Source organism: Pseudomonas fluorescens NCIMB 11764 (assembly GCF_000293885.2).
Classification (GTDB): Bacteria; Pseudomonadota; Gammaproteobacteria; order Pseudomonadales; family Pseudomonadaceae; genus Aquipseudomonas; species Aquipseudomonas fluorescens_B.
The window spans coordinates 1,535,746-1,559,096 of record NZ_CP010945.1; the positions used below are offsets into that span (position 1 = coordinate 1,535,746).

19 protein-coding genes are annotated in these 23,351 nt (G+C 60.2%); 11 read left to right on the forward strand and 8 right to left on the reverse strand.

Annotation, left to right across the window (positions count from 1 at the left end; all coding sequences use genetic code 11):
* Positions 1-93: 93 nt before the first annotated feature.
* The 3 genes from B723_RS07125 to secB are packed head-to-tail and all read left to right on the forward strand — an operon-like array spanning position 94 to position 1,296.
* On the forward strand, positions 94-507 hold the full coding sequence (locus B723_RS07125) for a rhodanese-like domain-containing protein (RefSeq protein WP_008024918.1): 414 nt from the start codon (positions 94-96) through the stop codon (positions 505-507).
* A 1-nt stretch (position 508) separates the two neighbouring features.
* Positions 509-763, forward strand: a complete 255-nt coding sequence (grxC, locus tag B723_RS07130; RefSeq protein WP_008149430.1) for a glutaredoxin 3 — start codon at positions 509-511, stop codon at positions 761-763.
* A gap of 41 nt (positions 764-804) precedes the next feature.
* A complete protein-coding gene (gene secB / locus B723_RS07135) occupies positions 805-1,296 on the forward strand; it encodes a protein-export chaperone SecB (RefSeq protein ID WP_017336062.1) in 492 nt (163 codons plus the stop codon).
* Positions 1,297-1,417: 121 nt separating this feature from the next.
* On the opposite strand, the gene B723_RS07140 is transcribed toward secB, so the two are convergent.
* A complete protein-coding gene (locus tag B723_RS07140; protein ID WP_007949025.1) occupies positions 1,418-1,873 on the reverse strand; it encodes a tRNA (cytidine(34)-2'-O)-methyltransferase in 456 nt (151 codons plus the stop codon).
* Here B723_RS07140 and B723_RS07145 point away from each other — a divergent pair.
* The gene (locus B723_RS07145) at positions 1,872-2,312 is read left to right on the forward strand and encodes a hypothetical protein (RefSeq protein WP_017336063.1); all 441 of its coding nucleotides are present in this window, start codon (positions 1,872-1,874) and stop codon (positions 2,310-2,312) included. The genes B723_RS07140 and B723_RS07145 overlap by 2 nt on opposite strands.
* Before the next feature lie 480 nt (positions 2,313-2,792).
* Here B723_RS07145 and ntrC read toward each other — a convergent pair whose 3' ends face one another.
* From ntrC to glnA, 5 genes are all read right to left on the reverse strand, one after another.
* Positions 2,793-4,229, reverse strand: coding sequence for a nitrogen regulation protein NR(I) (gene ntrC / locus B723_RS07150; RefSeq protein ID WP_017336064.1), 1,437 nt, complete (start codon positions 4,227-4,229; stop codon positions 2,793-2,795).
* A complete protein-coding gene (glnL, locus tag B723_RS07155; protein WP_017336065.1) occupies positions 4,226-5,311 on the reverse strand; it encodes a nitrogen regulation protein NR(II) in 1,086 nt (361 codons plus the stop codon). Before glnL ends, ntrC begins: the two co-directional genes overlap by 4 nt.
* A gap of 230 nt (positions 5,312-5,541) precedes the next feature.
* Positions 5,542-6,162, reverse strand: coding sequence for a DUF4124 domain-containing protein (locus tag B723_RS07160; RefSeq protein ID WP_031318278.1), 621 nt, complete (start codon positions 6,160-6,162; stop codon positions 5,542-5,544).
* Entirely contained in the window at positions 6,159-6,668 is a 510-nt protein-coding gene (locus B723_RS07165) for a DUF4124 domain-containing protein (RefSeq protein ID WP_017336067.1), read from the reverse strand. Before B723_RS07165 ends, B723_RS07160 begins: the two co-directional genes overlap by 4 nt.
* A gap of 200 nt (positions 6,669-6,868) precedes the next feature.
* Positions 6,869-8,275, reverse strand: coding sequence for a glutamate--ammonia ligase (glnA, locus tag B723_RS07170; RefSeq protein WP_017336068.1), 1,407 nt, complete (start codon positions 8,273-8,275; stop codon positions 6,869-6,871).
* 330 nt (positions 8,276-8,605) lie between these two features.
* On the opposite strand from glnA, the gene thiI reads away from it, so the two are divergent.
* Complete coding sequence (thiI, locus tag B723_RS07175) at positions 8,606-10,060, forward strand: tRNA uracil 4-sulfurtransferase ThiI (protein WP_017336069.1); 1,455 nt, start codon at positions 8,606-8,608, stop codon at positions 10,058-10,060.
* A 139-nt stretch (positions 10,061-10,199) separates the two neighbouring features.
* The gene (gene typA, locus B723_RS07180) at positions 10,200-12,020 is read left to right on the forward strand and encodes a translational GTPase TypA (RefSeq protein WP_017336070.1); all 1,821 of its coding nucleotides are present in this window, start codon (positions 10,200-10,202) and stop codon (positions 12,018-12,020) included.
* 211 nt (positions 12,021-12,231) lie between these two features.
* On the opposite strand, the gene B723_RS07185 is transcribed toward typA, so the two are convergent.
* A complete protein-coding gene (locus B723_RS07185; protein ID WP_027922155.1) occupies positions 12,232-12,672 on the reverse strand; it encodes a YkgJ family cysteine cluster protein in 441 nt (146 codons plus the stop codon).
* 259 nt (positions 12,673-12,931) lie between these two features.
* Here B723_RS07185 and B723_RS07190 point away from each other — a divergent pair, with 259 nt between their 5' ends.
* The 5 genes from B723_RS07190 to B723_RS07210 all read left to right on the forward strand — a co-directional run bounded on the left by B723_RS07190 (position 12,932) and on the right by B723_RS07210 (position 22,429).
* On the forward strand, positions 12,932-15,382 hold the full coding sequence (locus B723_RS07190; protein ID WP_017336072.1) for a glycogen/starch/alpha-glucan phosphorylase: 2,451 nt from the start codon (positions 12,932-12,934) through the stop codon (positions 15,380-15,382).
* Positions 15,383-15,567: 185 nt separating this feature from the next.
* Positions 15,568-19,170 carry a DUF2339 domain-containing protein gene (locus tag B723_RS07195; protein ID WP_017336073.1) on the forward strand — a complete coding sequence of 1,201 codons (3,603 nt, stop codon included), beginning with the start codon at positions 15,568-15,570 and terminating at the stop codon, positions 19,168-19,170.
* On the forward strand, positions 19,167-20,540 hold the full coding sequence (locus B723_RS07200; protein WP_017336074.1) for a DUF3999 domain-containing protein: 1,374 nt from the start codon (positions 19,167-19,169) through the stop codon (positions 20,538-20,540). Before B723_RS07195 ends, B723_RS07200 begins: the two co-directional genes overlap by 4 nt.
* Positions 20,541-20,812: 272 nt before the next feature.
* A complete protein-coding gene (locus tag B723_RS07205; protein ID WP_017336075.1) occupies positions 20,813-21,823 on the forward strand; it encodes a class 1 fructose-bisphosphatase in 1,011 nt (336 codons plus the stop codon).
* Between the two features lie 3 nt (positions 21,824-21,826).
* Positions 21,827-22,429: a DUF924 family protein gene (locus B723_RS07210; protein ID WP_017336076.1), complete on the forward strand. Its 603-nt coding sequence runs from the start codon at positions 21,827-21,829 to the stop codon at positions 22,427-22,429.
* Positions 22,430-22,545: 116 nt separating this feature from the next.
* Here B723_RS07210 and B723_RS34040 read toward each other — a convergent pair whose 3' ends face one another.
* Positions 22,546-23,310 (reverse strand): methyl-accepting chemotaxis protein, encoded by a 765-nt coding sequence (locus B723_RS34040; protein ID WP_371927683.1) that lies wholly within the window; start codon positions 23,308-23,310, stop codon positions 22,546-22,548.
* Positions 23,311-23,351 lie beyond the last annotated feature (41 nt).

Here is a 23,351-nt window from a genome sequence, read left to right on the forward strand (position 1 = left end):
GAAGTTCCGACGGCGTCACCGCCGGACGGGGTTTGGCCCACCATAGTGGCTGTGTATACTGGCCGACATTTTAACGCCCTGGAACCTCCTTCGATGGTTGCTCACCTGATTGAATTTGCCACTAACCACTATCTGCTCGTCGGTATCTTCGTCGTACTGCTGGCGTTGCTGATCGCTTATCAAATGCAAGGCGGCGGCCGCAGCCTGAGCACCGGTGAACTGACCGGGCTGGTCAACAAGGACGCGGGTGTTGTGATCGACATTCGTCCGGTCAAGGATTTCGCCGCCGGTCACATTGTTGGCGCGTTGAACATTCCTCACGACAAACTGGCCGCTCGCGTCGCCGAACTGGAAAAGCACAAGGCCAAGACCATCATCCTGGTCGACGCCATGGGCCAGACCGCCGGCACGCATGCCCGCGAACTGATGAAGTCCGGCTTCACCGCCGCCAAGCTGTCCGGCGGTATTTCCAGCTGGAAAGGCGACAACCTGCCGCTGGTGAAGTGATATGAGCAACGTCGTCGTCTATTCCAGCGATTACTGCCCTTACTGCTCCCGAGCCAAGTACTTGCTCGAGAACAAAGGCGTGGCCTTCGAAGAGATCAAGGTCGATGGCAAGCCGCAGGTGCGCGCCGCCATGGCCCAGAAGGCCGGACGTACGTCCGTGCCGCAGATCTGGATCGGCAGCACCCACGTTGGCGGCTGTGATGATTTGTTTGCTCTTGAGCGCGCCGGCAAGCTCGACGCCATGCTCAAGGCCTGAATGCCTTCCCTATAAGACCCCAAGATCAGAAAGGATCTGAGATGACTGACCAACAGAACACTGCAGCCAGCGAAGAAGACACCGCACCGCAATTCTCCTTGCAGCGCATCTATGTACGTGACTTGTCGTTCGAAGCCCCGAAAAGCCCGGCGATCTTCCGCCAGCAGTGGGAACCGAGCGTCGGTCTGGATCTGAACACTCGTCAAAAGGCCTTGGAAGGTGACTTCCACGAGGTCGTACTGACCTTGTCGGTTACCGTGAAGAACGGTGAAAACGGCGAAGTGGCGTTCATCGCTGAAGTGCAACAGGCCGGGATCTTCCTGATCAAGAACCTGGACGACGCTTCGATGAGCCACACCCTCGGCGCGTTCTGCCCGAACATCCTGTTCCCGTACGCTCGCGAAACCCTGGACAGCCTGGTGACCCGTGGTTCGTTCCCGGCCCTGATGCTGGCTCCGGTGAACTTCGATGCGCTGTACGCACAAGAGCTGCAACGCATGCAGGCGGCGGGCGAGACTCCGACCGTTCAGTAAGCGGTTCAGCAACACCCATGTGGGAGCGAGCCTGCTCGCGAAAGCGGTGTTTCAGTCGGTATTGATGTCGACTGACACGCCCTCTTCGCGAGCAGGCTCGCTCCCACATTTGTTATGGGTGTTACTTGAAACCGAGCTGGCGCCAGCCTTCGTACACGGCAACCGCCACGGTGTTCGACAGGTTCAGGCTGCGGCAGCCTTCGCGCATCGGCAGGCGCAGGCGTTGTTCACCAGGCAGGGCGTCGAGCACTTCAGCCGGCAGGCCACGGCTTTCCGGACCGAACAGGAACGCGTCGCCCTCGGCGAAGCTCGCGTCGTGGAACGGCCGCGAACCCTTGGTGGTAAAGGCAAACAGCCGCGGATGACCAAGGCTTTCCAGGCAGCTGGCGAGGTCTGCATGGCGTTGCAGGGTGGCATACTCGTGGTAGTCGAGGCCGGCCCGGCGCAGGCGTTTGTCATCCATCTCGAAGCCCAGCGGTTCGATCAAATGCAGGTGGCAGCCACTGTTGGCGCACAGCCTGATAACGTTGCCGGTATTCGGCGGAATTTCTGGTTGGAAAAGGATGACGTGAAACATGCACGGCTCCGAAGGTAAAGATGACGCGCATTCTACGCCGCAAGCGGACCCGCGTTCGAAACTATTCCCGCGGGTGATGGGTTCGCTGGCGATTGTCGGGGTGATGGTGGGGCTGATGATCGGTCGCCTGACCACGCCCGACCCCAGCGAACTGCAGCAAGTCGACGTGACGAGCGACGGGCTGGTGGTGTGGTTCAACAACGAACCCAAGTCCCACGGCGAGTTTGTGGACGGCAGCCTGGCGTTGCTGTTCGAGGCTGAGGGCAAGGCGCAGAAAGGTCAGCTCAAGCTCAACGACAAGAGCGTGAACTGGCGGGTGCGTTCGAGTGACGGGGGGCTGTTGCTGTCGGTCGTGGCGGCCCGGCCACTGCAGGGGGAGTGGGCCGGTAGCGAGGTCGATGACCGCTGGCGGCTGGAGATCCATCTCCGAGAGCAATAAAAGAGGGAATCCCCGGCCTGCCTGTACCAAGGTTCCCAAAACGGGAGGGCTCGCGCATTGCGTCGTGAGCCCGGTGTAAAGAAGGAACCCCTGACCTGCCTGTATCAAGGGCCCCAAAACTGTTTGGGCTCGTCGCAAGTGCGGTATGAGCCCGATGTAAAGAGGGGAATCCCCGGCCTGCCTGTACCAAGGTCCCCGAAACCGGGTAGTGAACTGAATCACTGAATGGACTATTGCAGGGGGCGTGCCAGGTTTTAACAAGTTGAAACAGAAACACTGATTGAAACGCCGAAATCCCCGTATTACGGGGCTTTCGTGTTTTTTCGATAAGGGTTCGATTGCGAACGAAGGCAGGATTTCGGATCAGTTGGCGTGCGCGATTGCGGTTCACGGTGCCTTGCGGCGGTGCATTCGGCCGCCAAAAGCATCGCGGGCAAGCCCGCGATTGGATCTCACTGGCAGCGAATTACTAACAGCCGGTTAACCCTCTTCTCCTTCATCATCATCCCCGCCATCCACCTTCATCCCCAGCTCCTTGATCTTGCGCGTCAGGGTATTACGCCCCCAACCCAGCAAAACGGCGGCATCGCGGCGGCGGCCAGCGGTATGCTTGAGTGCGGTTTCGATCATGATCCGTTCGAAGGCCGGCACTGCCGTGTCGAGCAGGCTCGACTGACCGCGAGCCAGCGCCTGATCAGCCCACTGACGCAGCGCTTGCTCCCAGTTGGTCACTGGCGCTGAATCCTGGGGCAGGCTCAGCAACTCCGGCGGCAGGTCGCTGATGTGCACTTCGCGACCCGAAGCCATCACCGTGATCCAGCGGCAGGTATTCTCCAGCTGACGCACGTTGCCGCCCCACGGCAGGTTCTTCAGGTATTCCTCTGTTTCACTTTTCAGCAGCTTCGGCTCTACCGCCAGTTCTTGCGCGGCGCGGCTGAGGAAGTGCTTGGCGAGCGTCGGGATGTCTTCGCGACGGTCCGACAGCCGCGGTATATGAATGCGGATCACGTTGAGGCGGTGGAACAAGTCCTCTCGGAATTTCCCGGCGTGCACCAGGGTTTCCAGGTTCTGGTGCGTCGCGGCGATGATTCGTACATCAACCTTCACCGGCACATGACCGCCGACGCGATAGAACTCGCCGTCGGCCAGCACGCGCAGCAAACGGGTTTGTGTGTCAGCCGGCATGTCGCCGATTTCATCAAGGAATAGCGTGCCGCCGTCCGCCTGCTCGAACCGTCCGCGACGCAGATTGGCCGCGCCGGTGAACGCACCCTTTTCATGGCCGAACAGTTCGGACTCCATCAGATCCTTCGGGATCGCCGCCATGTTCAGCGCAATGAACGGCGAAGCCGCCCGTGGGCTGTGACGGTGCAGGGCGTGGGCCACCAGCTCTTTACCCGTGCCCGATTCACCGTTGATCAACACGGTAATGTTGGAGTGACTCAGGCGCCCGATGGCGCGAAACACTTCCTGCATCGCCGGCGCTTCACCGATGATTTCGGGTGTGCGGGTCAGGGCAACCGGGACTTCCAGGCCTTGCTGTTCCTGGGCGTGCTGGTTGGCGCGCTTGACCAGCGACACGGCTTCGTCCACGTCGAACGGCTTGGGCAGGTACTCGAACGCACCGCCCTGATAGGACGCGACAGCGCTGTCCAGATCGGAGTGCGCAGTCATGATGATCACTGGCAACCGTGGGTGTTGCTCGCGAATCCGCGCCAGAAGGTCCAGACCGCTGGCCCCCGGCATGCGGATGTCGGAGATGATCACGTCCGGCTGCTGGCGCGCCAGACGGCTCATCACGCCATCGGCGCTGTCGAAGCTTTGCGTGGTCATGCCTTCTTGTTGCAAGGCTTTTTCCAGGACCCAACGGATAGAACGGTCGTCATCGACGATCCACACGGTTTCACTACGGCTCATGTCGATGTGGCTCCTTGTTCCAGTGGCAGAAAGATCGAGAAGGTGGTGTGGCCTGGATGGCTGTCACATTCGATCAGGCCCTGGTGCTGGCTGATGATGTTCTGGGTAATGGCCAGGCCCAGCCCGGTACCGTCCGGACGGCCGCTGACCATGGGAAAGAAGATGGTTTCCTGCAGGTCTGCAGGAATGCCGGGACCGTTGTCGATGATTTCGATCTTGGTCACCAGGCGATGGCGCACGTGGCCGATGGTGAACTGGCGCATGGCGCGGGTGCGCAAAGTGATGCGGCCCAGGCGCAGCTCGTTCTGGCTGCTGATGGCCTGCATCGCGTTGCGCACGATGTTCAGGACGGCCTGAATCATCTGCTCGCGGTCGATCAGCACGTCGGGAATGCTTGGGTCGTAGTCGCGCACCAGCGTGATGCAGCCTTGGCTTTCCGCCTCGACCAAATGACAGACACGTTCCAGCACTTCGTGGACGTTGCACATGGCCAGCGAAGGCAGTTTGTTGGAGCCGAGCATGCGGTCCACGAGGTTTCGCAGGCGGTCGGCTTCTTCAATGATGACGTTGGTGTAATCGCGCAGGCTCTCTTCCGGCAGTTCGCGGGCGAGCAACTGGGCTGCACCGCGAATCCCTCCCAGCGGATTCTTGATTTCGTGAGCGAGGCCGCGCACCAGCATCTTGCTGGTTTCCTGTTTCGACAGCTGCGCCTCTTCCTTGGTGATCCGCAACAAGCGGTCTCGTGGATGGACTTCCAGCAGCAGCATGGTGGCGCCGTTGGCCAGGATCGGTGTTACCGCGTAATCGACGGTCAGCGTCTGGCCGGTGAGGGCCGTGAGCATCGCTTCGCGCTTGGTGAACGGGTGCGCCTGCTCGACCGCCTGACGCAGGGAATTCAACGCCTCGGTGGATTCAGTGAACAACTCGCTGATGAACTGCCCATGGCTTCGCTGACCGCTGATGGCCAGGAGCATCTCTGCCGCCGGGTTCATGTACTCAAGGCGCAGTTCGGCATCGAGCAGAATGGTGGCGGTGGTGAGGTTGTCGAGTAGCAAACGGTGTAGTGCGTCGCTAATGGTCATCGGGACCTCTTTTGGAGCAGGGCGCGCGCATGAATAAAGCGCTGATGCGAGGAAAATGCAAAAACCAAACCAAGGCTCCGAAAAGAAGCGTTAAAGGCCTGAAACGGGCGTTTGACGCTCGTTTGCGTGGCGTTCTGCCAGCTTTTGCGGGTACTTTCGAACCAAAATGGGTTGGAATGTGGGTACGGTGCAAGCTATTGCACCAATATAGTGCGCAAAGCTGAATGGCGTTAGAAGAAGCGCAGGAAGGGATTTTTTTCTTCTTCGGGTTTGTCTTTGAGCGGACATTCCGGTCGTTGGCCGTAGTCGGTCAGCGTGCAGGGTTTGACCTGGCGTTTCTGCGCGAGGGAGATGCGCAGCATGTGAAACGGCTGATTGGCCGTACGCTCGACGATGCGGCCGTGCTCATCGAGAATTTCTACCGACAGGTTATGGCTGCCACGGTCGATGTTGCTCAAGGCAAATACCGGGCTCAGGCCGGGTTCTGCGGTGGGCTGCCCGTCCAGCAACAAACGGTAGCGATGACCCCGTTGCAGGCCGGGTTCGCTGGTGACGCTGACGATCAGCTCGCCAGCGCTGCTACGAACCGTGGCGTCGGGCTCGGGCACCAGCACTCTGAGCAGTTCGTAGCGGAACAGCGGCTTGGTTTCATTTTTTTTCCCGGCAATCACCGGCGCTGCGCCGGTCGGGTTGGCGGACATGCGGTTGCTCGTCGCCAGCGGCACGCGTTTGGCGTTGCGGGAGCCGGGCTGGTCAGTGAAGACCCGATTGCCCTGGGCGTCGATGTAGGTGAAGACTTCGGCCGACACGGGCAGCACGACCAGGCAGGCGAGCAACAGCCACCCCCTCACGGCTTGTGCACTCGCTGGACGGTGAAGGTCAGGACCGGGCTCTGCTGGACGACGTTTTCCCCCTCGATCACCTGGACCGCGAGGCTGTGAGTGCCGCGATCAATGTTGACCAGCTGCAGAATTGGCACGTTGCTCGGCTGGCCATAAGGCTGATCGTCCAGCAACAACCTGAATAAATGCGGACCTTGCAGACGGGGTTTGATCAGCACGTTGACGGTGAAGGTGCCGTTGTTGGCGCGCAGCGCCTCGGTGGTGGGCAAGTTGGTCAGCTCCAGCACCTCGTAGGCACTGCGCGGCTGTTCGCGGCTGGTGGCTTCGACAGGTGGGGCGGCAGGTGTCTGGCTCTCGACGCTATTGAGCGGCGGTAACTCGACCGGCTCCGCCTTCACGCCGTCAGGCGGCTGATTGCTGTAGGCGGTGTTCCCGGCGGCGTCGGTGTACTTATAGATCTGCGCTGCGGCGGGCAGGGCGATCAACAGCAGCATCAATAGAAAACCACGACCCATAAAATCGACCAGAAACGAAAGCGTTGGATTGCAGCATAGGTCAGTGGCGGCGGTTGGCCCAAGCTGAAAACATCCGGGAATGATTTTCGAGATCCCTCAAACACCACAGGAGTACGGCGTTGCCGCTGAATTGCGGGCACAAAAAAGGCCTCCCGAAGGAGGCCTCTTTTTGTCACGCCGCGTGCCGCAGCGCTACCGGATCAGCAGCTGTAGTACAGCTCGTATTCCAGTGGGTGTACGAAGGTGCGGACCTTGATTTCTTCTTCGCTTTTCAGAGCGATGTAAGCGTCGATGAAGTCATCGGAGAACACGCCGCCTTTGGTCAGGAACGCGCGACCTTTGTCCAGCTCTTCCAGGGCTTCTTTCAGGCTGCCGCAAACTTGTGGGATCTCTTTCGCCTCTTCAGGCGGCAGGTCGTACAGGTTTTTGTCAGCTGCGTCGCCAGGGTGGATCTTGTTCTGGATGCCGTCCAGGCCAGCCATCAGCAGTGCAGCGAAGCCCAGGTATGGGTTGGCTGCTGGATCCGGGAAACGGGCTTCGATACGGCGAGCGCGTGGGCTGGACACGTAAGGAATACGGATCGAAGCGGAACGGTTGCGAGCCGAGTAGGCCAGCATTACCGGAGCTTCGAAGCCTGGGACCAGACGCTTGTAGGAGTTGGTCGACGGGTTGGTGAAGCCGTTCAGGGCCTTACCGTGCTTGATGATGCCGCCGATGAAGTACAGGGCGGTGTCGGACAGGCCGGCATAGCCTTCGCCAGCGAAGGTGTTCTTGCCATCTTTGGCGATGGACAGGTGAACGTGCATACCCGAACCGTTGTCGCCGTACAGAGGCTTAGGCATGAAGGTCGCGGTGCGGCCGTATGCGTCAGCAACGTTATGTACGCAGTACTTCAGGGTCTGAACTTCGTCAGCCTTGGCGACCAGGGTGTTGAACTTCACGCCGATTTCGTTCTGACCGGCAGTCGCCACTTCGTGGTGGTGAACTTCGATGACCAGGCCCATTTCTTCCATGGCGTTGCACATGGAGGTGCGGATTTCGTGGTCGTGGTCGAACGGCGGAACAGGGAAGTAGCCGCCTTTGACGCCTGGACGGTGGCCACGGTTGCCGCCTTCCACGTCCTGGTCAGACATCCACGAACCTTGTTCGGAGAAGATTTTGAACATGGAGCCAGAGATATCGGACTTGAACTTCACTTCGTCGAAGATGAAGAATTCTGGTTCCGGGCCAACGAATACGGTGTCACCGATACCGGTCGACTTCAGGTATTCCTCGGCGCGTTTGGCGATCGCACGTGGGTCGCGGTCGTAGCCTTGCATGGTCGAAGGCTCGATCACGTCGCAAACCAGGATCAGGGTCGGCTCTTCGGTGAACGGGTCGAGGACGGCAGTGCTGTCGTCCGGCATCAGGATCATGTCGGAGGCTTCGATGCCTTTCCAGCCAGCGATGGAGGAACCGTCGAACATTTTGCCTTCTTCGAAGAAAGCTTCATCCAGCGCGTCGCGAGCCGGCATGGTCACGTGGTGCTGAGTGCCTTTGGTGTCCGTGAAGCGCAGATCAATCCACTTGACGTCATGATCTTTGATGAGTTGAACCGACTTCGACATAGTGTCCTCCGGGTGGCTTCGGGCTTAGTAGTGGATGCCCTTAGAATGTGGGTGATGCCGGCGCGAATACTCTGCCAAGGCAACCTGCCTCACAAGGGAGCAAATTGCATGCCAGTGCCCCAGCATGGGTTTTTTGCCCCAATATCACGCTTATAAAGGCACAAATCGCATTGAGGGGCAAAATGTCGCCCTACAATGTAGCGTCGAAACCAATAAACGACCCGTTTTGGTGCGCTGAAAACCTTCTGCACATTAACTGGTTAAACCTTGAGCAATTTCCGCTATAATCCGCGCCCCCCTTTTTCGGCTGGCCCAGCGCGCGCTGTTTTCATGAAACTAATCGTAAAAGTCTTCCCCGAGATCACCATCAAGAGCCGCCCGGTACGGATGCGTTTCATCCGCCAGTTGGCCAAAAACATCCGCACCGTGCTCCGTGACCTGGACCCGGCCGTGGTGGTGAACGGTGTGTGGGACAATCTCGAGCTTGAAACCCGCGTTACTGAGCCTAAAGTCCTGAAGGACATGACCGAGCGCCTGAGCTGCATGCCGGGCATAGCGCATTTCCTGCAGGTCGACGAGTACCCGTTGGGCGACTTCGATGACATCGTCGCCAAGTGCAAGCTGCACTTCGGTGATTCGCTGGCCGGGAAGATTTTTTCGGTGCGCTGCAAACGCGCCGGCAAGCATGAATTCAGTTCGATGGATGTCGAGAAATACGTCGGCAGCCAACTGCGTCGTCAGTGCGGCGCCGCCGGAATCTCGCTGAAAGAGCCGGAAATCGAAGTTCGCATCGAAATTCGCGACAAACGGTTGTTTGTGATCCACAGCCAGCACAACAGCATCGGCGGTTATCCGCTGGGTGCCCTGGAACAGACGCTTGTGCTGATGTCCGGCGGCTTCGATTCCACTGTTGCGGCCTACCAGATCATGCGCCGCGGCCTGATGAGCCATTTCTGCTTCTTCAATCTGGGCGGGCGGGCCCATGAACTGGGCGTCATGGAAGTGGCGCACTTCATCTGGAAGAAGTACGGCAGCTCCCAACGCGTGTTATTTGTCAGTGTGCCGTTCGAGGAAGTACTGGGAGAAATTCTCGGGAAAGTCGATAACAGTCATATGGGTGTAGTTTTGAAGCGTATGATGTTGCGCGCTGCTTCCCGTATTGCCGATCGGCTGGACATCGAAGCGCTGGTCACCGGTGAAGCGATTTCCCAGGTTTCCAGCCAGACGCTGCCGAACCTGTCCGTGATCGACTGCGTGACCGACAAGCTGGTCTTGCGTCCGCTGATCGCCAGTCACAAGCAGGACATCATCGACCTGGCCAACGAAATCGGCACTGCCGACTTCGCCAAGCACATGCCGGAGTATTGCGGGGTCATTTCGGTGAACCCCAAGACCCACGCCAAGCGTCCGCGCGTGGAGCATGAAGAGAAAGAATTCGACATGGCGGTCCTTGAGCGTGCGCTCGAGAACGCCAAACTGGTGCCGATCGATCGCGTGATCGACGAATTGGGCCAGGACTTGCAGATCGAAGAAGTCAGCGAAGCACTGGCGGGCCAGATCATCATCGACATCCGACACCCGGATGCCGCTGAAGACGAGCCGCTGGAACTCGCTGGCATTGAGGTACAAGCGATGCCGTTTTATGCATTGAACGCTCGTTTCAAGGAACTGGACCCTACTCGCCAGTACCTGCTGTATTGCGACAAAGGCGTGATGAGTCGCCTGCATGCCCACCATTTGCTCAGTGAGGGGCATGCCAATGTGCGCGTTTATCGACCGAGCTAAGAGCCCGGGGCTGTTTGCCTGTGGCCTGCGTCACCGGCCCCCCGACTCTGCCGTCAAGCTGTAACGGCAAGGCCTGACTCTACTGTTAATCGCTGCCAAGACTTGTCAGCACACCGAATCCTCTGATCGAGATACACAAGTGATCGAAAATCTACGCAACATCGCCATCATTGCTCACGTTGACCATGGTAAAACCACCCTGGTAGACAAACTCTTGCGTCAATCCGGCACCCTGGAGCGCAACGAGCTCAACGACGAGCGCGTGATGGACTCCAACGACCAGGAGAAAGAGCGCGGTATTACCATTCTGGCGAAAAACACCGCCATCAACTGGAACGGCTACCACATCAACATCGTGGATACCCCGGGCCACGCCGACTTCGGCGGCGAAGTTGAACGCGTAATGTCGATGGTTGACTCCGTTCTGCTGCTGGTTGACGCTCAAGACGGCCCTATGCCGCAAACCCGTTTCGTGACCAAGAAGGCTTTCGAAGCCGGCCTGCGTCCGATCGTGGTCATCAACAAGGTTGACCGTCCAGGCGCGCGTCCGGACTGGGTTCTGGACCAGATCTTCGACCTGTTCGACAACCTGGGTGCCACCGAAGAACAGCTGGACTTCAAAGTCGTCTACGCCTCGGCCCTGAACGGTATTGCCGGTCTGGAACACACCGACATGGCTGAAGACATGACCCCGCTGTACCAGTCGATCGTCGACAACGTACCTGCGCCGAAAGTCGACCGTGACGGTCCGTTCCAGATGCAGATCTCTGCTCTGGACTACAACAGCTTCCTGGGTGTTATCGGCGTTGGCCGTATCGCTCGTGGTCGCATCAAGCCGAACACTCCGGTTGTCGCTATCGACGCCGACGGCAAGAAGCGTAACGGTCGTATCCTGAAGCTGATGGGTCACCACGGTCTGCACCGTATCGACGTTGAAGAAGCAGCTGCCGGCGACATCGTCTGCATCAGCGGCTTCGACCAGCTGTTCATCTCCGACACTCTGTGCGACCCACTGAACGTCGAAGCGATGAAGCCGCTGACCGTTGACGAGCCAACCGTTTCCATGACCTTCCAGGTAAACGACTCGCCTTTCTGCGGTAAAGAAGGCAAGTTCGTGACTTCCCGTAACATCAAGGAACGTCTGGACAAAGAGCTGCTGTACAACGTTGCTCTGCGCGTTGAAGAAGGCGACTCGGCTGACAAGTTCAAAGTCTCCGGCCGTGGTGAGCTGCACCTCTCGGTACTGATCGAAACCATGCGTCGCGAAGGCTTCGAAATGGGTGTTGGTCGTCCGGAAGTGATCATCCGCATGGTTGACGGCGTCAAGCACGAACCGTACGAAAACGTGACCATCGACCTGCCGGAAGAATCGCAAGGTTCGATCATGGAGCAGATCGGTATCCGTAAGGGCGACCTGACCAACATGGTTCCGGATGGCAAGGGCCGTGTGCGCCTTGAGTACAACATCCCGGCCCGTGGCCTGATCGGCTTCCGTAACGAGTTCCTGACCCTGACCTCCGGTGCAGGCATCCTGACCTCGATCTTCGACCGTTACGACGTGATGAAGTCCGGCGACATGTCCGGCCGTCAGAACGGCGTGCTGGTTTCGGTTGCTACCGGTAAGGCTCTGACTTACTCGCTGGAAACCCTGCAAGCTCGCGGCAAACTGTTCCTGGGTCACGGTGAAGACGTGTACGAAGGTCAAATCGTCGGCATCAACAGCCGCGACAACGACCTGGGCGTCAACCCAACCAAAGGCAAGAAGCTCGACAACATGCGTGCTTCGGGTAAAGACGAAACCATCGCTCTGGTTCCGCCTATCCGTTTCACCCTGGAACAAGCGCTTGAGTTCGTGCAAGAAGACGAACTGTGCGAAGTCACTCCTAAGTCCATCCGTCTTCGCAAGAAGATCCTGGGCGAAAGCGAGCGTACCCGCGCTGCCAAGAAAAGCGGCAACTGAGTTTCGACTTAGTTAAGGCTTAAAAAAAACGCCCCCGACCGCAAGGTCGGGGGCGTTTTTGTTTGTCCGGGGTTTGTGCGGTCACTGTGGCGAGCGAGCTTGCTCGCGCTGGGCTGCGTAGCGGCCCCAGATTTTTGCAGCTAGCTGATTTTCTGAGTGCTATGCACTCAAGCGGGAGCAAGCTCCCTCGCCACAGTTCACAGGCTGAGGATCAGAATTTTTCGAGGGTACGACGGCTACTGCTGGTCTCGCGCGCCACTTCCTTCGGCTTGTAAGCGCAATACCCCGGCCGCGGTCCGATTTTCGGGTGATTGCGGCAAGTATCCGGGCGCTTTTCATAAATAGTGCACAGACGGCTCTTACGATCCAGGTACAGGCAATCGTTATTGCTCATGCGCTGGAGGGTGAAGATCTCGGTTTTCTGGCTGTAGCGCTCGACGATCCCTTCCTTCTGCAACCGCTTGGCGATGTTCTTCGCCGGTTCGCCGCGCTCGAACTCATCGACGATACCGATGCGGATCAGATCCTTGATCTTGACCTCGACCGGCAGGGTGCAGCAGCTGGATACACACGAGCCGCACATCGGCGCAGAATATTTGGCCCAGGTATCGAGACGATCGATTTCTGCGGCGGCGATCAGGTTGGGCTTCATCATCAGTTGTTACCAGCGTGTGTATCAGGGCGCGCGATCATACCGGGACTGGTGGATTTTTGAACAACCTTTCGCCAGATTTTTTCTTGGTCGTGCAATAAACACCGTTAATCCGGCACGGCCCCTGCATTGATTCAGGCACACGACAATGTAATGCCGGCCTATCTCGCACTAACAGGAAAAACTGCCGAACCAGAGCCCACGCCGTCTGTCTGACCGTCTAGGCTCAACTACTTCACGCTCGCTCGAGGTCTTATCGATGACTCAAGAACCACTTGTTCGCGAAGCAGAGGTGGCCGCATTTCGCGACGCCGTCTTGACCAAACTCACCTACGCGGTGGGTAAAGACCCGGATCACGCCTTCGACCACGACTGGTTCGAAGCCATTGCGCTGGCCGCGCGCGATCACATGGTCGAGCACTGGATGGATCACACCCGGCAGATCTACCGCAAAGGTCAGAAGCGGGTTTACTACCTCTCCCTGGAATTTCTCATCGGCCGGCTGCTCTACGACAGCCTGAGCAACCTCGGCCTGCTGGACGTTGCCCGCGAGGCCATGACCGAACTCGGCGTCGACATCGAGCGCATCCGCCTGCTGGAGCCTGATGCGGCCCTGGGTAACGGTGGCCTCGGTCGTCTGGCGGCGTGCTTCATGGAAAGTATGTCGACCCTCGGCATCGCCGGCCACGGCTACGGCATTCGGTATGAACACGGCTTGTTCCGTCAGGCGATTGTCGATGGCTGGCAGCAGGAACAGACCGAGCATTGGCTGGATTTCGGTAACCCATGGGAATTCGAGCGCCCCGAAGTCGTTTACCCGATCGGCTTTGGCGGCAGCGTTGAAACCGTCACCGACGACAGCGGCAAATCCAGGCAAGTCTGGTCCCCGGCTGAAACTGTGCGCGCCATTGCGTATGACACCCCGGTGGTCGGCTGGCGCGGGGCGAGCGTCAACACGCTGCGCTTGTGGCGTGCCCGAGCGATGGAAGATTTGCACCTTGAGCGCTTCAATGCCGGCGACCACTTGGGCGCGGTCGCGGAAGTGGCCCGGGCGGAAAGTATTTCCCGCGTGCTCTACCCGGCGGACAGTACCGAAGCCGGCCAGGAGCTGCGCCTGCGTCAGGAGTACTTTTTTGTCGCGGCGTCTCTCCAGGATTTGCTGCGCCGCCATCGCAACATGCACACCTCGGTGCTGACCCTGGGCGATCACGCGGCGATCCAGCTCAACGATACTCACCCGTCCATTGCCGTTGCCGAGCTGATGCGTCAGTTGGTCGATGTCTACGACGTGGCGTGGGACGCTGCATGGCAGGTCACCGTCGACACGCTCTCGTACACCAACCACACGCTGTTGCCGGAGGCGCTGGAAACCTGGCCGGTCGGTTTGATGGAGCGGATGCTGCCGCGGCACATGCAGATCATTTATCTGATCAACGCTCAGCACATCGACTCGCTGCGGGCCAAAGGCATTCACGATTTCGACGTGCTGCGTGCAGTGTCGCTCATCGAAGAGGACAACGGACGCCGCGTGCGCATGGGCAACCTCGCGTTTCTCGGCTCCCACAGCGTCAACGGCGTGTCCGGGCTGCACACGCAGCTGATGCGCAAGACCGTGTTCTCCGAACTGCACAAGATCTACCCGGAACGGATCAACAACAAAACCAACGGGATCACCTTCCGCCGCTGGCTGTATCAGGCCAACTCGGAGTTGACCTCGATGCTGGTCGACGCCCTCGGCCCTGATCTTCTGGATAACCCGGAAGAGCGCTTGCTCGATCTGGAACCCTTCGCTGAAAAAGCCGCGTTCCGCAAAGCGTTCGCCGAGCAGCGCCTGCACAGCAAGAAAGCCCTGGCGTACATCATTCATGAGCGGCTTGGGGTCGCGGTCAACCCGGCAGCGATGTTCGACGTGCAGGTCAAGCGGATCCACGAATACAAACGCCAGTTGCTCAACCTGCTGCACACCGTCGCGCTGTACCAGGCGATCCGCGCCGAGCCGGAAATCGACTGGGTGCCACGGGTGAAGATCTTCGCCGGCAAGGCCGCCGCCAGTTATCACCAGGCCAAGCTGATCATCAAACTCACCAACGACATCGCCCGGGTGGTGAATAACGACCCGACCGTGCGCGGTTTGCTCAAAGTGGTGTTCCTGCCCAACTACAACGTCAGCCTGGCGGAGAGCATCATTCCGGCGGCGGATTTGTCGGAGCAGATTTCCACCGCAGGTTTTGAAGCCTCGGGCACCAGTAACATGAAGTTCGGCCTCAACGGCGCGCTGACCATCGGCACCCTGGACGGCGCCAACGTGGAAATGTGCGAACGCATCGGCGCCGAGCACATGTTCATCTTCGGCCTCAGCGCGCAGCAGGTTGAAGCTCGCAAGCAGAACCACGAGTTCAGCGCGGTGCCGGACATTGCCGCGTCGCATCGACTGAATGACGTGCTGCAAGCGATTCGCGGCGGAGTGTTTTCGCCGGACGATCCTTCCCGCTACACCGGCTTGATCGATTCGCTGATTGACTACGACCGCTTCCTGGTCTGCGCCGATTTCGATTCCTACTGGGAGGCGCAGATGCGTGTGGAAGCCCATTGGCACGATTCGAACCAATGGTGGCGTTCAGCGGTGTTGAACACGTCCCGGATGGGCTGGTTCTCCTCTGACCGAACTATTCGCGAGTACGCCACGGATATCTGGAAGGCATTGGAGTAAGTCTTCAATCGGCTCGATATACTGGCGCGCCGGAAAAGATCGCAGCCTTCGGCAGCTCCTACAGTCGGCGTTCACCTAACATTGGGTGAACGCGGTCGGTTTAGGCGCTGCCGAAGGCTGCGATCTTTGCTGTACGGGCTGCGCTAATCTTCTCGGATTGGCCACTGCGCTTAGGGATATCGACCATGCAATGGATGTTCATGCTGATTGGGCTGGTGCTGGGCTGGATACTCGACGAGTCGTTCAGCGACGCGCTGTTGGGCGCGTTGCTCGGGTTGGGGATCGGCCAAGCCGTTCGCATCGGTCGTTTGGGCACACAAGCGGCGGAACAGCGCCTTCTGCTGGAACAGGCGCAAGTAGCGCTGCATGCGGTCCAGCAGCGCCTGGCCTTGCTGGAGGTGTCTGGCGTCAAGACACCCGAAGCCAGCGAGCCGGTTGCCGAGGAACCGGTTGCCAGCGACCCCGGCCCCTCCCCTGTATTCATTCTCGAAGAAATCCCGGTCTCGGCTCCGGAGATGGTCTGGGAGCTTCCCCCCGAATTCGAACCGATCACCGCGACGGCGACGCAAGCCAGTCGTCCCTTGCCCGACGATGTCTGGAAAGCCGAGCCAGTCGCCCGTGAGCCGCAGCAACCCGTAGCTCCGCGCGGCCCAAATTTCTTCGAACGGGCCATCAGCGGCGCACGCAACTGGCTGTTCGGAGGCAACACCGTGCTGCGGGTCGGCGTGGTGCTGTTGTTCCTCGGTCTGGCGTTTCTGCTGCGTTATGCCACCGAAGGCATGGTGGTGCCGATTGAGCTGCGTTACGCCGGTGTGGCAGTGGCGGCGTTGGGCCTGCTCGGTCTGGGCTGGTGGCTGCGTCATCGCAACAATCACTATGCGTTGATGCTGCAAGGCACCGGGATTGCCGTGTTGTACCTGACGGTGTTTGCGGCCATGCGTTTGCATCCATTGCTCGATCCGACGGCGGCGCTTGGGCTGCTGGTGGCGGTAACGGTGTTCTCGGCCATTCTGGCCATCACTCAGGACTCGCTGGCATTGGCCTGCGCCGCAGCGCTGGGTGGTTTCGCCGCGCCGATCCTGACGTCTACCGGCGCCGGCAACCACATCGCGCTGTTCAGCTACTTCGCCTTGCTCAATGCCGGCATCCTTGCCATCGCCTGGTTCAAGGCCTGGCGGCTGCTCAACCTGATCGGCTTCGTCGGCACCTTCGGCATCGGTTTCGCCTGGGGCCTGCGCTCCTACACGCCGGAATTGCTGTGGAGCACCGAACCGTTTCTGATTCTGTTTTTCCTGATGTACCTGGCCATCGGCCTGCTGTTCACACGGCGCAAGTTGCTGGAAATGAGCGACGCGCCCGAGGACGACAGCCGTGAGGCACTGCTGCGCTGGTCGGCGCATAAAGGTGATTACGTCGACGGCACAATGCTGTTCGGCCCGCCCCTGGTGGGTTTCGGCTTGCAGTTCGCGCTGGTGCAGCACCTGGAATTCGCCGCCGCTTTCAGCGCCCTCGCGCTGGGCATGATCTACATGGGACTTGCGCGTCTGCTGATGGGCGGACGGGCGCTGCTGCTGGCGGAAACCTGTCTGGCGCTGGGCGTGATCTTCGCCAGCCTGGCGATTCCATTGGGCCTCGATGCGCGTTGGACCTCCGCCGCCTGGGCCGTTGAAGGCGCCGGGATTTTCTGGCTCGGCCTGCGCCAGCAACGACCACTGGCCCGTGCATTTGCCTTGCTGCTGCAACTGGGGTCGGCGCTGGCGTTTCTCAGCGAGTTGCGGATCGGCGAAAGCAGCCTGCTCGACGGCGCGCCGCTGGGCGCGTTGATGCTCGGTGTGGCGTTGCTGTTCAGCTTCTACCAATTGCGCAACGCCTTGCCCGAGCAAACGTCGGAGTGGGAGCGCAAAAGCCTGCCGGTACTGGCGTGCCTCGGCCTGACCTTTCTCTATCTGCTGGCGCCGCTGTTTTTCTTCACCCACGGTACGGCGATCAGTTGGGCGCTGGCCGGTCTGGCGACATTGTTTGTCGGCCTGCGCCTGCAATCGCGCACCTTCCTGTTTACCGCGTTTGCCGTGCAGTTGCTGGGTGGCGCGTTGTTCCTGTTGCGACTGCAAGGCGCAAGCGGTGAGTCCGGCGCGGTGTTCAGTGCAGGCTGGAGCGGCTTGCTCAGCGCGTCCCTGATCGGTCTGGCGTTGATCGCCGGCATGCTGCTGGCAGCGCGAGACGACATGGTGCGTAGCGACGTTCGGCTGTTGCGCGGTTTGTCAGTGGTGTTGCTGGCCGGTCTGGTGCTGATCAATCTGGCAGTGCTGTTCGTGCTGCCATGGCAAACCGCGAGCGCGGTGTGGGCGGCCAGTGGTTTGTTTATCATCTGGCTGAGCCTGTATCTGAAGCAACGCGTAAGTTTTGTCTTCGGCCTGCTGCTGCAGGTGATTGGCGGCGCGGCGTTTCTGTTCGCTGGGCCGGATCTGCTCGGGCCGCTGGCCAGCGAAGGATTGAAACCGCTGGCGCACAGCGGTTTCTGGACGCCGCTGGTGTTGGGATTGGCCGCATTGGTTGGCGCCTGGCGCTTGCAGCTCGGCAACCATGCTTCGGCGTTTGACGCGTTGGATTTGCAGCGCTTGTCCGAAGTGCTGCTGGTGTGGGGCGCGGGATGGTGGGCGCTGGCATGGATCAGTGATGTGCTGCGGTTTGCGCCGGTGAATCTTCAAGCGACGTTGCTGCTGACGGTCGCTGCGGTGAGTGTGGCGGTGTGGGCCGTGTTGGCGTTGCGCCTGAAATGGCCGTCGCTGGGCTTGTTCTGCACCTTGCTGATACCGGCCGCGGGTGTGGTGTTGCTCGCCGCTTGGCACTCGCGTTATCACCCGGCGGCGGATTTCGGTTGGCTGGCCTGGGCGGCGGTGTTTGTCGTGCATTTCATCTCGCTGCGGCGTCTGGCACCGATGCTGCCGGCGCGTGCCTTGAGCACTGCTCATGTGCTCGGCTGCTGGCTGTTGATCGGGGTGCTGGCGCTGGAATTGCGCTACGGCCTGCTGTTGTTGTCCGAGCAGTACAACGCCTGGCGCTGGTTGGGTTGGGCGATACTGCCGAGCCTGTATCTGGTGCTGATGGCTGCGCCACGCAACGGGCCTTGGCCAGTGTCGGCTTACGCGCGTGAATACCGCTTGTACGCGGCAGCACCTCTGGCGGTGCTGATGCTCGGCTGGTTCTGGCTGGCGAACATCGTCAGCGACGGTACGGCCGAACCGTTGCCTTACGTACCGCTGATCAATCCGCTGGAATTGGGCCTGCTGTTTGCGCTGTTCGGGGTTTATGTCTGGGCGCGCAGCGCGGTGACGCGACTGGCGATCGGCAAGGACACCTTCGATCACGCCACGCAACTGATCGCCGGCGTTTCACTGTTTGCGTTCTTCACCGCGCTGGTGAACCGCACGGCTCATCACTGGGGCGGCGTCCCGTTCGAGCTGGATCTGCTGCTCGCGTCCATGCAGGTGCAGGCCGGTCTGTCGATCGTCTGGACCTTGATGGCCCTGAGTCTGATGATCGGCGGCCATCTACGGCATCGTCGTGAAGTCTGGCTGATTGGCGCGGCCTTGATCGGCGTCGTGGTCGCGAAACTGTTCTTTGTCGAATTGAGTAACCGTGGCGGGCTGGCGCGGATCGTCTCGTTTATCGGTGTGGGTGTGTTGCTGTTGGTGGTGGGCTATTTCGCTCCGTTGCCACCCAAGCGTGCCGACGCCGCGCCGGAACCTGAAAACCCGGCCCCGCAAACCGAAGGAGTGTCATCTTGAGTTCGAAGCTGAACCTGGTCTGGTTGGGCGTTGTTGCCATGGGTATGGCGCTGTCGGCCGGCGCGCAGGAAAAACCGGTGGATTTCGCCACGCAAGTGCCGTTGACCGTGAGTGGCGAGGGGCCGTGGTATCGCCTCGAATTACCCTTGGCCGTGCAATTGAACGCGCGGCAGACAGACCTGAGCGACGTGCGCGTGTTCAACGCGGCAGGCGAAGCCCAGGCCTATGCCTTGGCGCGGGAAACCGCGAAAACCAGCGAAAACCGTACCCTGACCGATGTGAAGTGGTTCCCGCTGTACAACTCCGCGGACGACACCGAGCGTGCGCCGAGTGTGCGGGTGCAATCGAGCGCCAATGGCACGCTGGTCGAAGTGCAGCCGTCGAGTCAGCTGGAGGTGGGCGAAGAAGTGCTGCGTGGCTGGTTGCTCGACGCCAGCGGCATCAAGGCACCGCTGCAGCAGTTGATCCTCGACTGGACCAGCGAGCGCGACGGCTTCCAGCGTTTCAGTATCGAAGCCAGCGACGACTTGCAGCATTGGCAGTCGTGGGGTGACGGGCAGGTGGCGCGGCTGACGTTTGCCGACGAGCGGGTCGAGCAGCATGAAGTCGGTTTGCCGGGTCAATCAGCGCGCTACCTGCGTTTGTTGTGGAGCACGCCGCAGTCGGCGCCGACGCTGACGTCGGCGCAACTGGAAAGCGCCAGCACCCGCAGCCTGCCGCTGCCGTTGGTCTGGTCGCAAGCGTTGGCCGGCAGCAGCGTGAAGGCCGGGGAATACACCTGGCAATTGCCGATGGGGCTGAATGTCGAGCGCTTGCAGGTCGAGTTGAGTCAGCCGAACAGCCTGGCGCCGGTGACCTTGTCCGGTCGTCGGGACAGCAGTCTGCCGTGGCAGCCGTTGAGCAGCGGTTTGCTTTATCGCCTGACCCAGAGTGGCCAGGACGTGGTGCAGAACGAGTTGCAGCTGTCGGGGCAAACGGTGCAGCAGTTGAAGCTGACGGTGGACGAGCGGGGCGGTGGCTTGGGTGCCGAAGCGCCAACGGTGAAGTTCGCCGTGCGCTCGACGCAATTGGTGTTCCTGGCGCGCGGTGCCGGGCCTTATACGCTGGCGCTGGGCAGCGCGACGGTGAAGGCGGCGAACCTGCCGTTGTCGACGCTGATTCCGGATTACAGCGCGGCCAAGTGGGCGGCGTTGGGCAGGGCGACAGTGGATAGCGGGGCGGTGGCGACACCGACATCGACAGCCACCTCGACTTCGCAGGTTGGGACCCACTGGAAGAAGTTCGGGTTGTGGGGGGTGTTGCTGCTGAGCGTTCTGTTCTTGGCGGCGATGGCGTTCAGCTTGTTGCGCAAACCCCCGGTCAAACCTTGAAGGCGGGTGCTGCGCACCCGATCGCCAGCAGGCTGGCTCCCACAGTTAATCGCATTCCCCAGCAGGCTGGCTCCTACAGTTAATCGCATTCCCCTGTGGGAGCCAGCCTGCTGGCGATAGCGGTTTACCTGACGGTAAAGATGCCCGTTTCGAACTACGCTGAACCCGGCACATGAACTCTATTGGGTGTTCCACGTCTGATAGGAGGAAATGCGCCCCGACTCGCGTTAAACTGCGCGGGTTTTTAGCCCCCCATTCCACCGGAGCCTTCCATGTCCCGCGTTACCCTGAGTCGCTATTTGATTGAGCAGACCCGTAGCAACAACACCCCTGCCGATCTGCGTTTCCTGATCGAAGTGGTGGCGCGCGCCTGTAAAGAAATCAGCCACGCCGTCTCCAAAGGCGCCCTGGGTGGTGTTCTGGGCAGCATGGGCACCGAAAACGTCCAAGGTGAAGTGCAGAAGAAGCTTGATGTGATGTCCAACGACATCCTGCTCGAAGCCAACGAATGGGGCGGTCACCTGGCCGGCATGGCATCCGAAGAAATGGACAATGCCTACCAGATCCCGGGCAAATACCCGAAAGGCGCCTACCTGCTGGTGTTTGACCCGCTGGACGGTTCGTCGAACATCGACATCAACGCGCCGGTCGGTACGATCTTCTCGGTGCTGCGTTGCCCGAACGAATACCTGACCCAGAACGAGCCTTTGAACGAAAAGGCCTTCCTGCAGCCAGGCACTCAGCAGGTTGCCGCCGGTTACGCGATTTACGGTCCACAGACCATGCTGGTTCTGACCCTGGGCAATGGCGTCAAAGGCTTCACCCTGGATCGTGAAATGGGCAGCTTCGTACTGACCCATGAAGACATCACGATCCCGGAGTCCACCCAGGAGTTCGCGATCAATGCGTCCAACCAGCGTCACTGGGAAGCGCCGGTACAACGTTACGTCGGTGAATTGCTGGCTGGCGACGAAGGCCCGCTGAAAAAGAACTACAACATGCGCTGGGTCGCCGCGATGGTTGCCGACGTGCACCGCATCCTGACTCGTGGCGGCCTGTTCATGTACCCACGCGACAGCCGCGAGCCGTCGAAGCCGGGCAAACTGCGCCTGATGTACGAAGCCAACCCGATGTCGTTCCTGGTTGAACAAGCCGGCGGCGCCTCCACCGATGGTCACCAGCGCATCCTCGACATTCTGCCGGACGGCTTGCACCAGCGCGTAGCGGTGTTCCTCGGTTCGAAAGAAGAAGTCGCACGCATCACGGCTTACCACAAGGAATAAACCATGACCGCGCCCTGGCAGCCGTTGCTCGAATGGTGGTTCGGAAACGCCGAATCACCGATCGAAACAGCGGCAGAGAAGGGTAAGTTATGGTTCGGCAAGCGCGACAGCCAGGACCTCGAAGCGCAGACGCGTTTCGGGGACTGGGTCGAGCAGGCACTGGCCGGCGGATTGACTGACTGGGCGCAACGCCCCGACGGTTGGCTGGCCCTGGTGCTGCTGCTCGATCAACTTCCGCGAATGATCTTTCGCGACACTCCCAAATCCTTTGCAGGCGATCCCAGGGCGCAGGCTCTCGTAGCGCAAGGCATTGCTGCGGATTTCGATCGACAGTTGCGGCCGATTCAGCGGGTGTTTATCTACCTGGTGTTTGAGCATTGCGAGAATCTGGCGGTGCAGAATGAAGCGGTCTCGCGCTATATCGACCTTGTGGCACAGCACCCGGAGGCCGAGCGGAAACTTTTTACCGACTATCTGAACTATGCCGAGAAGCATCAGCAGGTGATTGCGCGGTTTGGGCGGTTTCCACACAGGAATGCGGTATTGGGAAGGGAATCGACGGCTGAGGAGTTGGCGTTTCTTTCGGGGCCAGGGTCTCGGTTTTAGATTTCCATTTCTGCTGATACCGTCATCGCCAGCAGGCTGGCTCCCGCAGGAGTTTGTGATCGACACAAACCTATTGTGGGAGCAAGCCTGCTGGCGATGAGGCCAGTAAGAGCGCCTCAGATTCTGAAACTGCCCACCAACTGCTTCAACCGCGCCGCCTGCTGCTCAAGATCAGAACACGCGCGCAACGTCGCCTGCAGGTTCTCCACACCCTCCTGATTCAGCGTGTTGATCTCGGTGATGTCGACGTTGATCGATTCCACCACGGCGGTCTGCTCTTCGGTCGCCGTCGCCACGGACTGGTTCATCCCGTCGATCTCGCCGATCCGCTGGGTCACGCTGCCCAGACGCTCGCCCGCCTGGTTGGCGATGCCCACGCTGCTTTCGCTCTGGCGCTGGCTGTCGGTCATGGTGCTCACCGCTTCGCGGGCGCCGACTTGCAGTTCCTCGATCATCTTCTGCACTTGCTGCGCCGAATCCTGGGTGCGGTGGGCGAGGTTGCGCACTTCATCGGCGACCACGGCAAAACCGCGACCGGCTTCACCGGCCCGTGCCGCTTCGATGGCGGCGTTCAATGCCAGCAGGTTGGTCTGCTGCGAGATGCTGGTGATCACTTCCAGAATCTGCCCGATGTTCACCGTGTTGCTGTTGAGCGTCTCGATGTTGCCGCAGGAATCGCTGATCTTCGCCGAGAGCTGTTGCATCGCCGCGATGGTTTTATCCACCACCTGCTGACCGTCTTCGGCCAGGGCGCGCGCGTCGCTGGAGTGCTGCGAGGCGAGGGCGGCGTTCTGGGCGATTTCCTGGGCGGCGGCGCCCAGTTCGTTGATCGCCGCGGCCACGCTGCTGGTGCGCGAAGCTTGCTGGTCGGAGTTGAACATCGACGAGTTGGACGCGGCGACGACCCGCAGTGCGACTTCGT

Excerpts from the sequence above, each read along its gene's own strand:
- B723_RS07140 (WP_007949025.1), bottom strand. The coding sequence starts at position 1,873 with ATGTTTCACGTCATCCTTTTCCAACCAGAAATTCCGCCGAATACCGGC.
- B723_RS07205 (WP_017336075.1), top strand. The coding sequence starts at position 20,813 with ATGTCCCGCGTTACCCTGAGTCGCTATTTGATTGAGCAGACCCGTAGC.
- B723_RS07125 (WP_008024918.1), top strand. The coding sequence starts at position 94 with ATGGTTGCTCACCTGATTGAATTTGCCACTAACCACTATCTGCTCGTC.
- B723_RS07165 (WP_017336067.1), bottom strand. The coding sequence starts at position 6,668 with ATGGGTCGTGGTTTTCTATTGATGCTGCTGTTGATCGCCCTGCCCGCC.
- B723_RS07185 (WP_027922155.1), bottom strand. The coding sequence starts at position 12,672 with ATGAAGCCCAACCTGATCGCCGCCGCAGAAATCGATCGTCTCGATACC.
- ntrC (WP_017336064.1), bottom strand. The coding sequence starts at position 4,229 with ATGAGCCGTAGTGAAACCGTGTGGATCGTCGATGACGACCGTTCTATC.
- glnL (WP_017336065.1), bottom strand. The coding sequence starts at position 5,311 with ATGACCATTAGCGACGCACTACACCGTTTGCTACTCGACAACCTCACC.
- glnA (WP_017336068.1), bottom strand. The coding sequence starts at position 8,275 with ATGTCGAAGTCGGTTCAACTCATCAAAGATCATGACGTCAAGTGGATT.
- B723_RS07210 (WP_017336076.1), top strand. The coding sequence starts at position 21,827 with ATGACCGCGCCCTGGCAGCCGTTGCTCGAATGGTGGTTCGGAAACGCC.
- thiI (WP_017336069.1), top strand. The coding sequence starts at position 8,606 with ATGAAACTAATCGTAAAAGTCTTCCCCGAGATCACCATCAAGAGCCGC.
- B723_RS07145 (WP_017336063.1), top strand. The coding sequence starts at position 1,872 with ATGCACGGCTCCGAAGGTAAAGATGACGCGCATTCTACGCCGCAAGCG.
- B723_RS07190 (WP_017336072.1), top strand. The coding sequence starts at position 12,932 with ATGACTCAAGAACCACTTGTTCGCGAAGCAGAGGTGGCCGCATTTCGC.
- grxC (WP_008149430.1), top strand. The coding sequence starts at position 509 with ATGAGCAACGTCGTCGTCTATTCCAGCGATTACTGCCCTTACTGCTCC.
- B723_RS34040 (WP_371927683.1), bottom strand. The coding sequence starts at position 23,310 with ATGTTCAACTCCGACCAGCAAGCTTCGCGCACCAGCAGCGTGGCCGCG.
- B723_RS07195 (WP_017336073.1), top strand. The coding sequence starts at position 15,568 with ATGCAATGGATGTTCATGCTGATTGGGCTGGTGCTGGGCTGGATACTC.
- secB (WP_017336062.1), top strand. The coding sequence starts at position 805 with ATGACTGACCAACAGAACACTGCAGCCAGCGAAGAAGACACCGCACCG.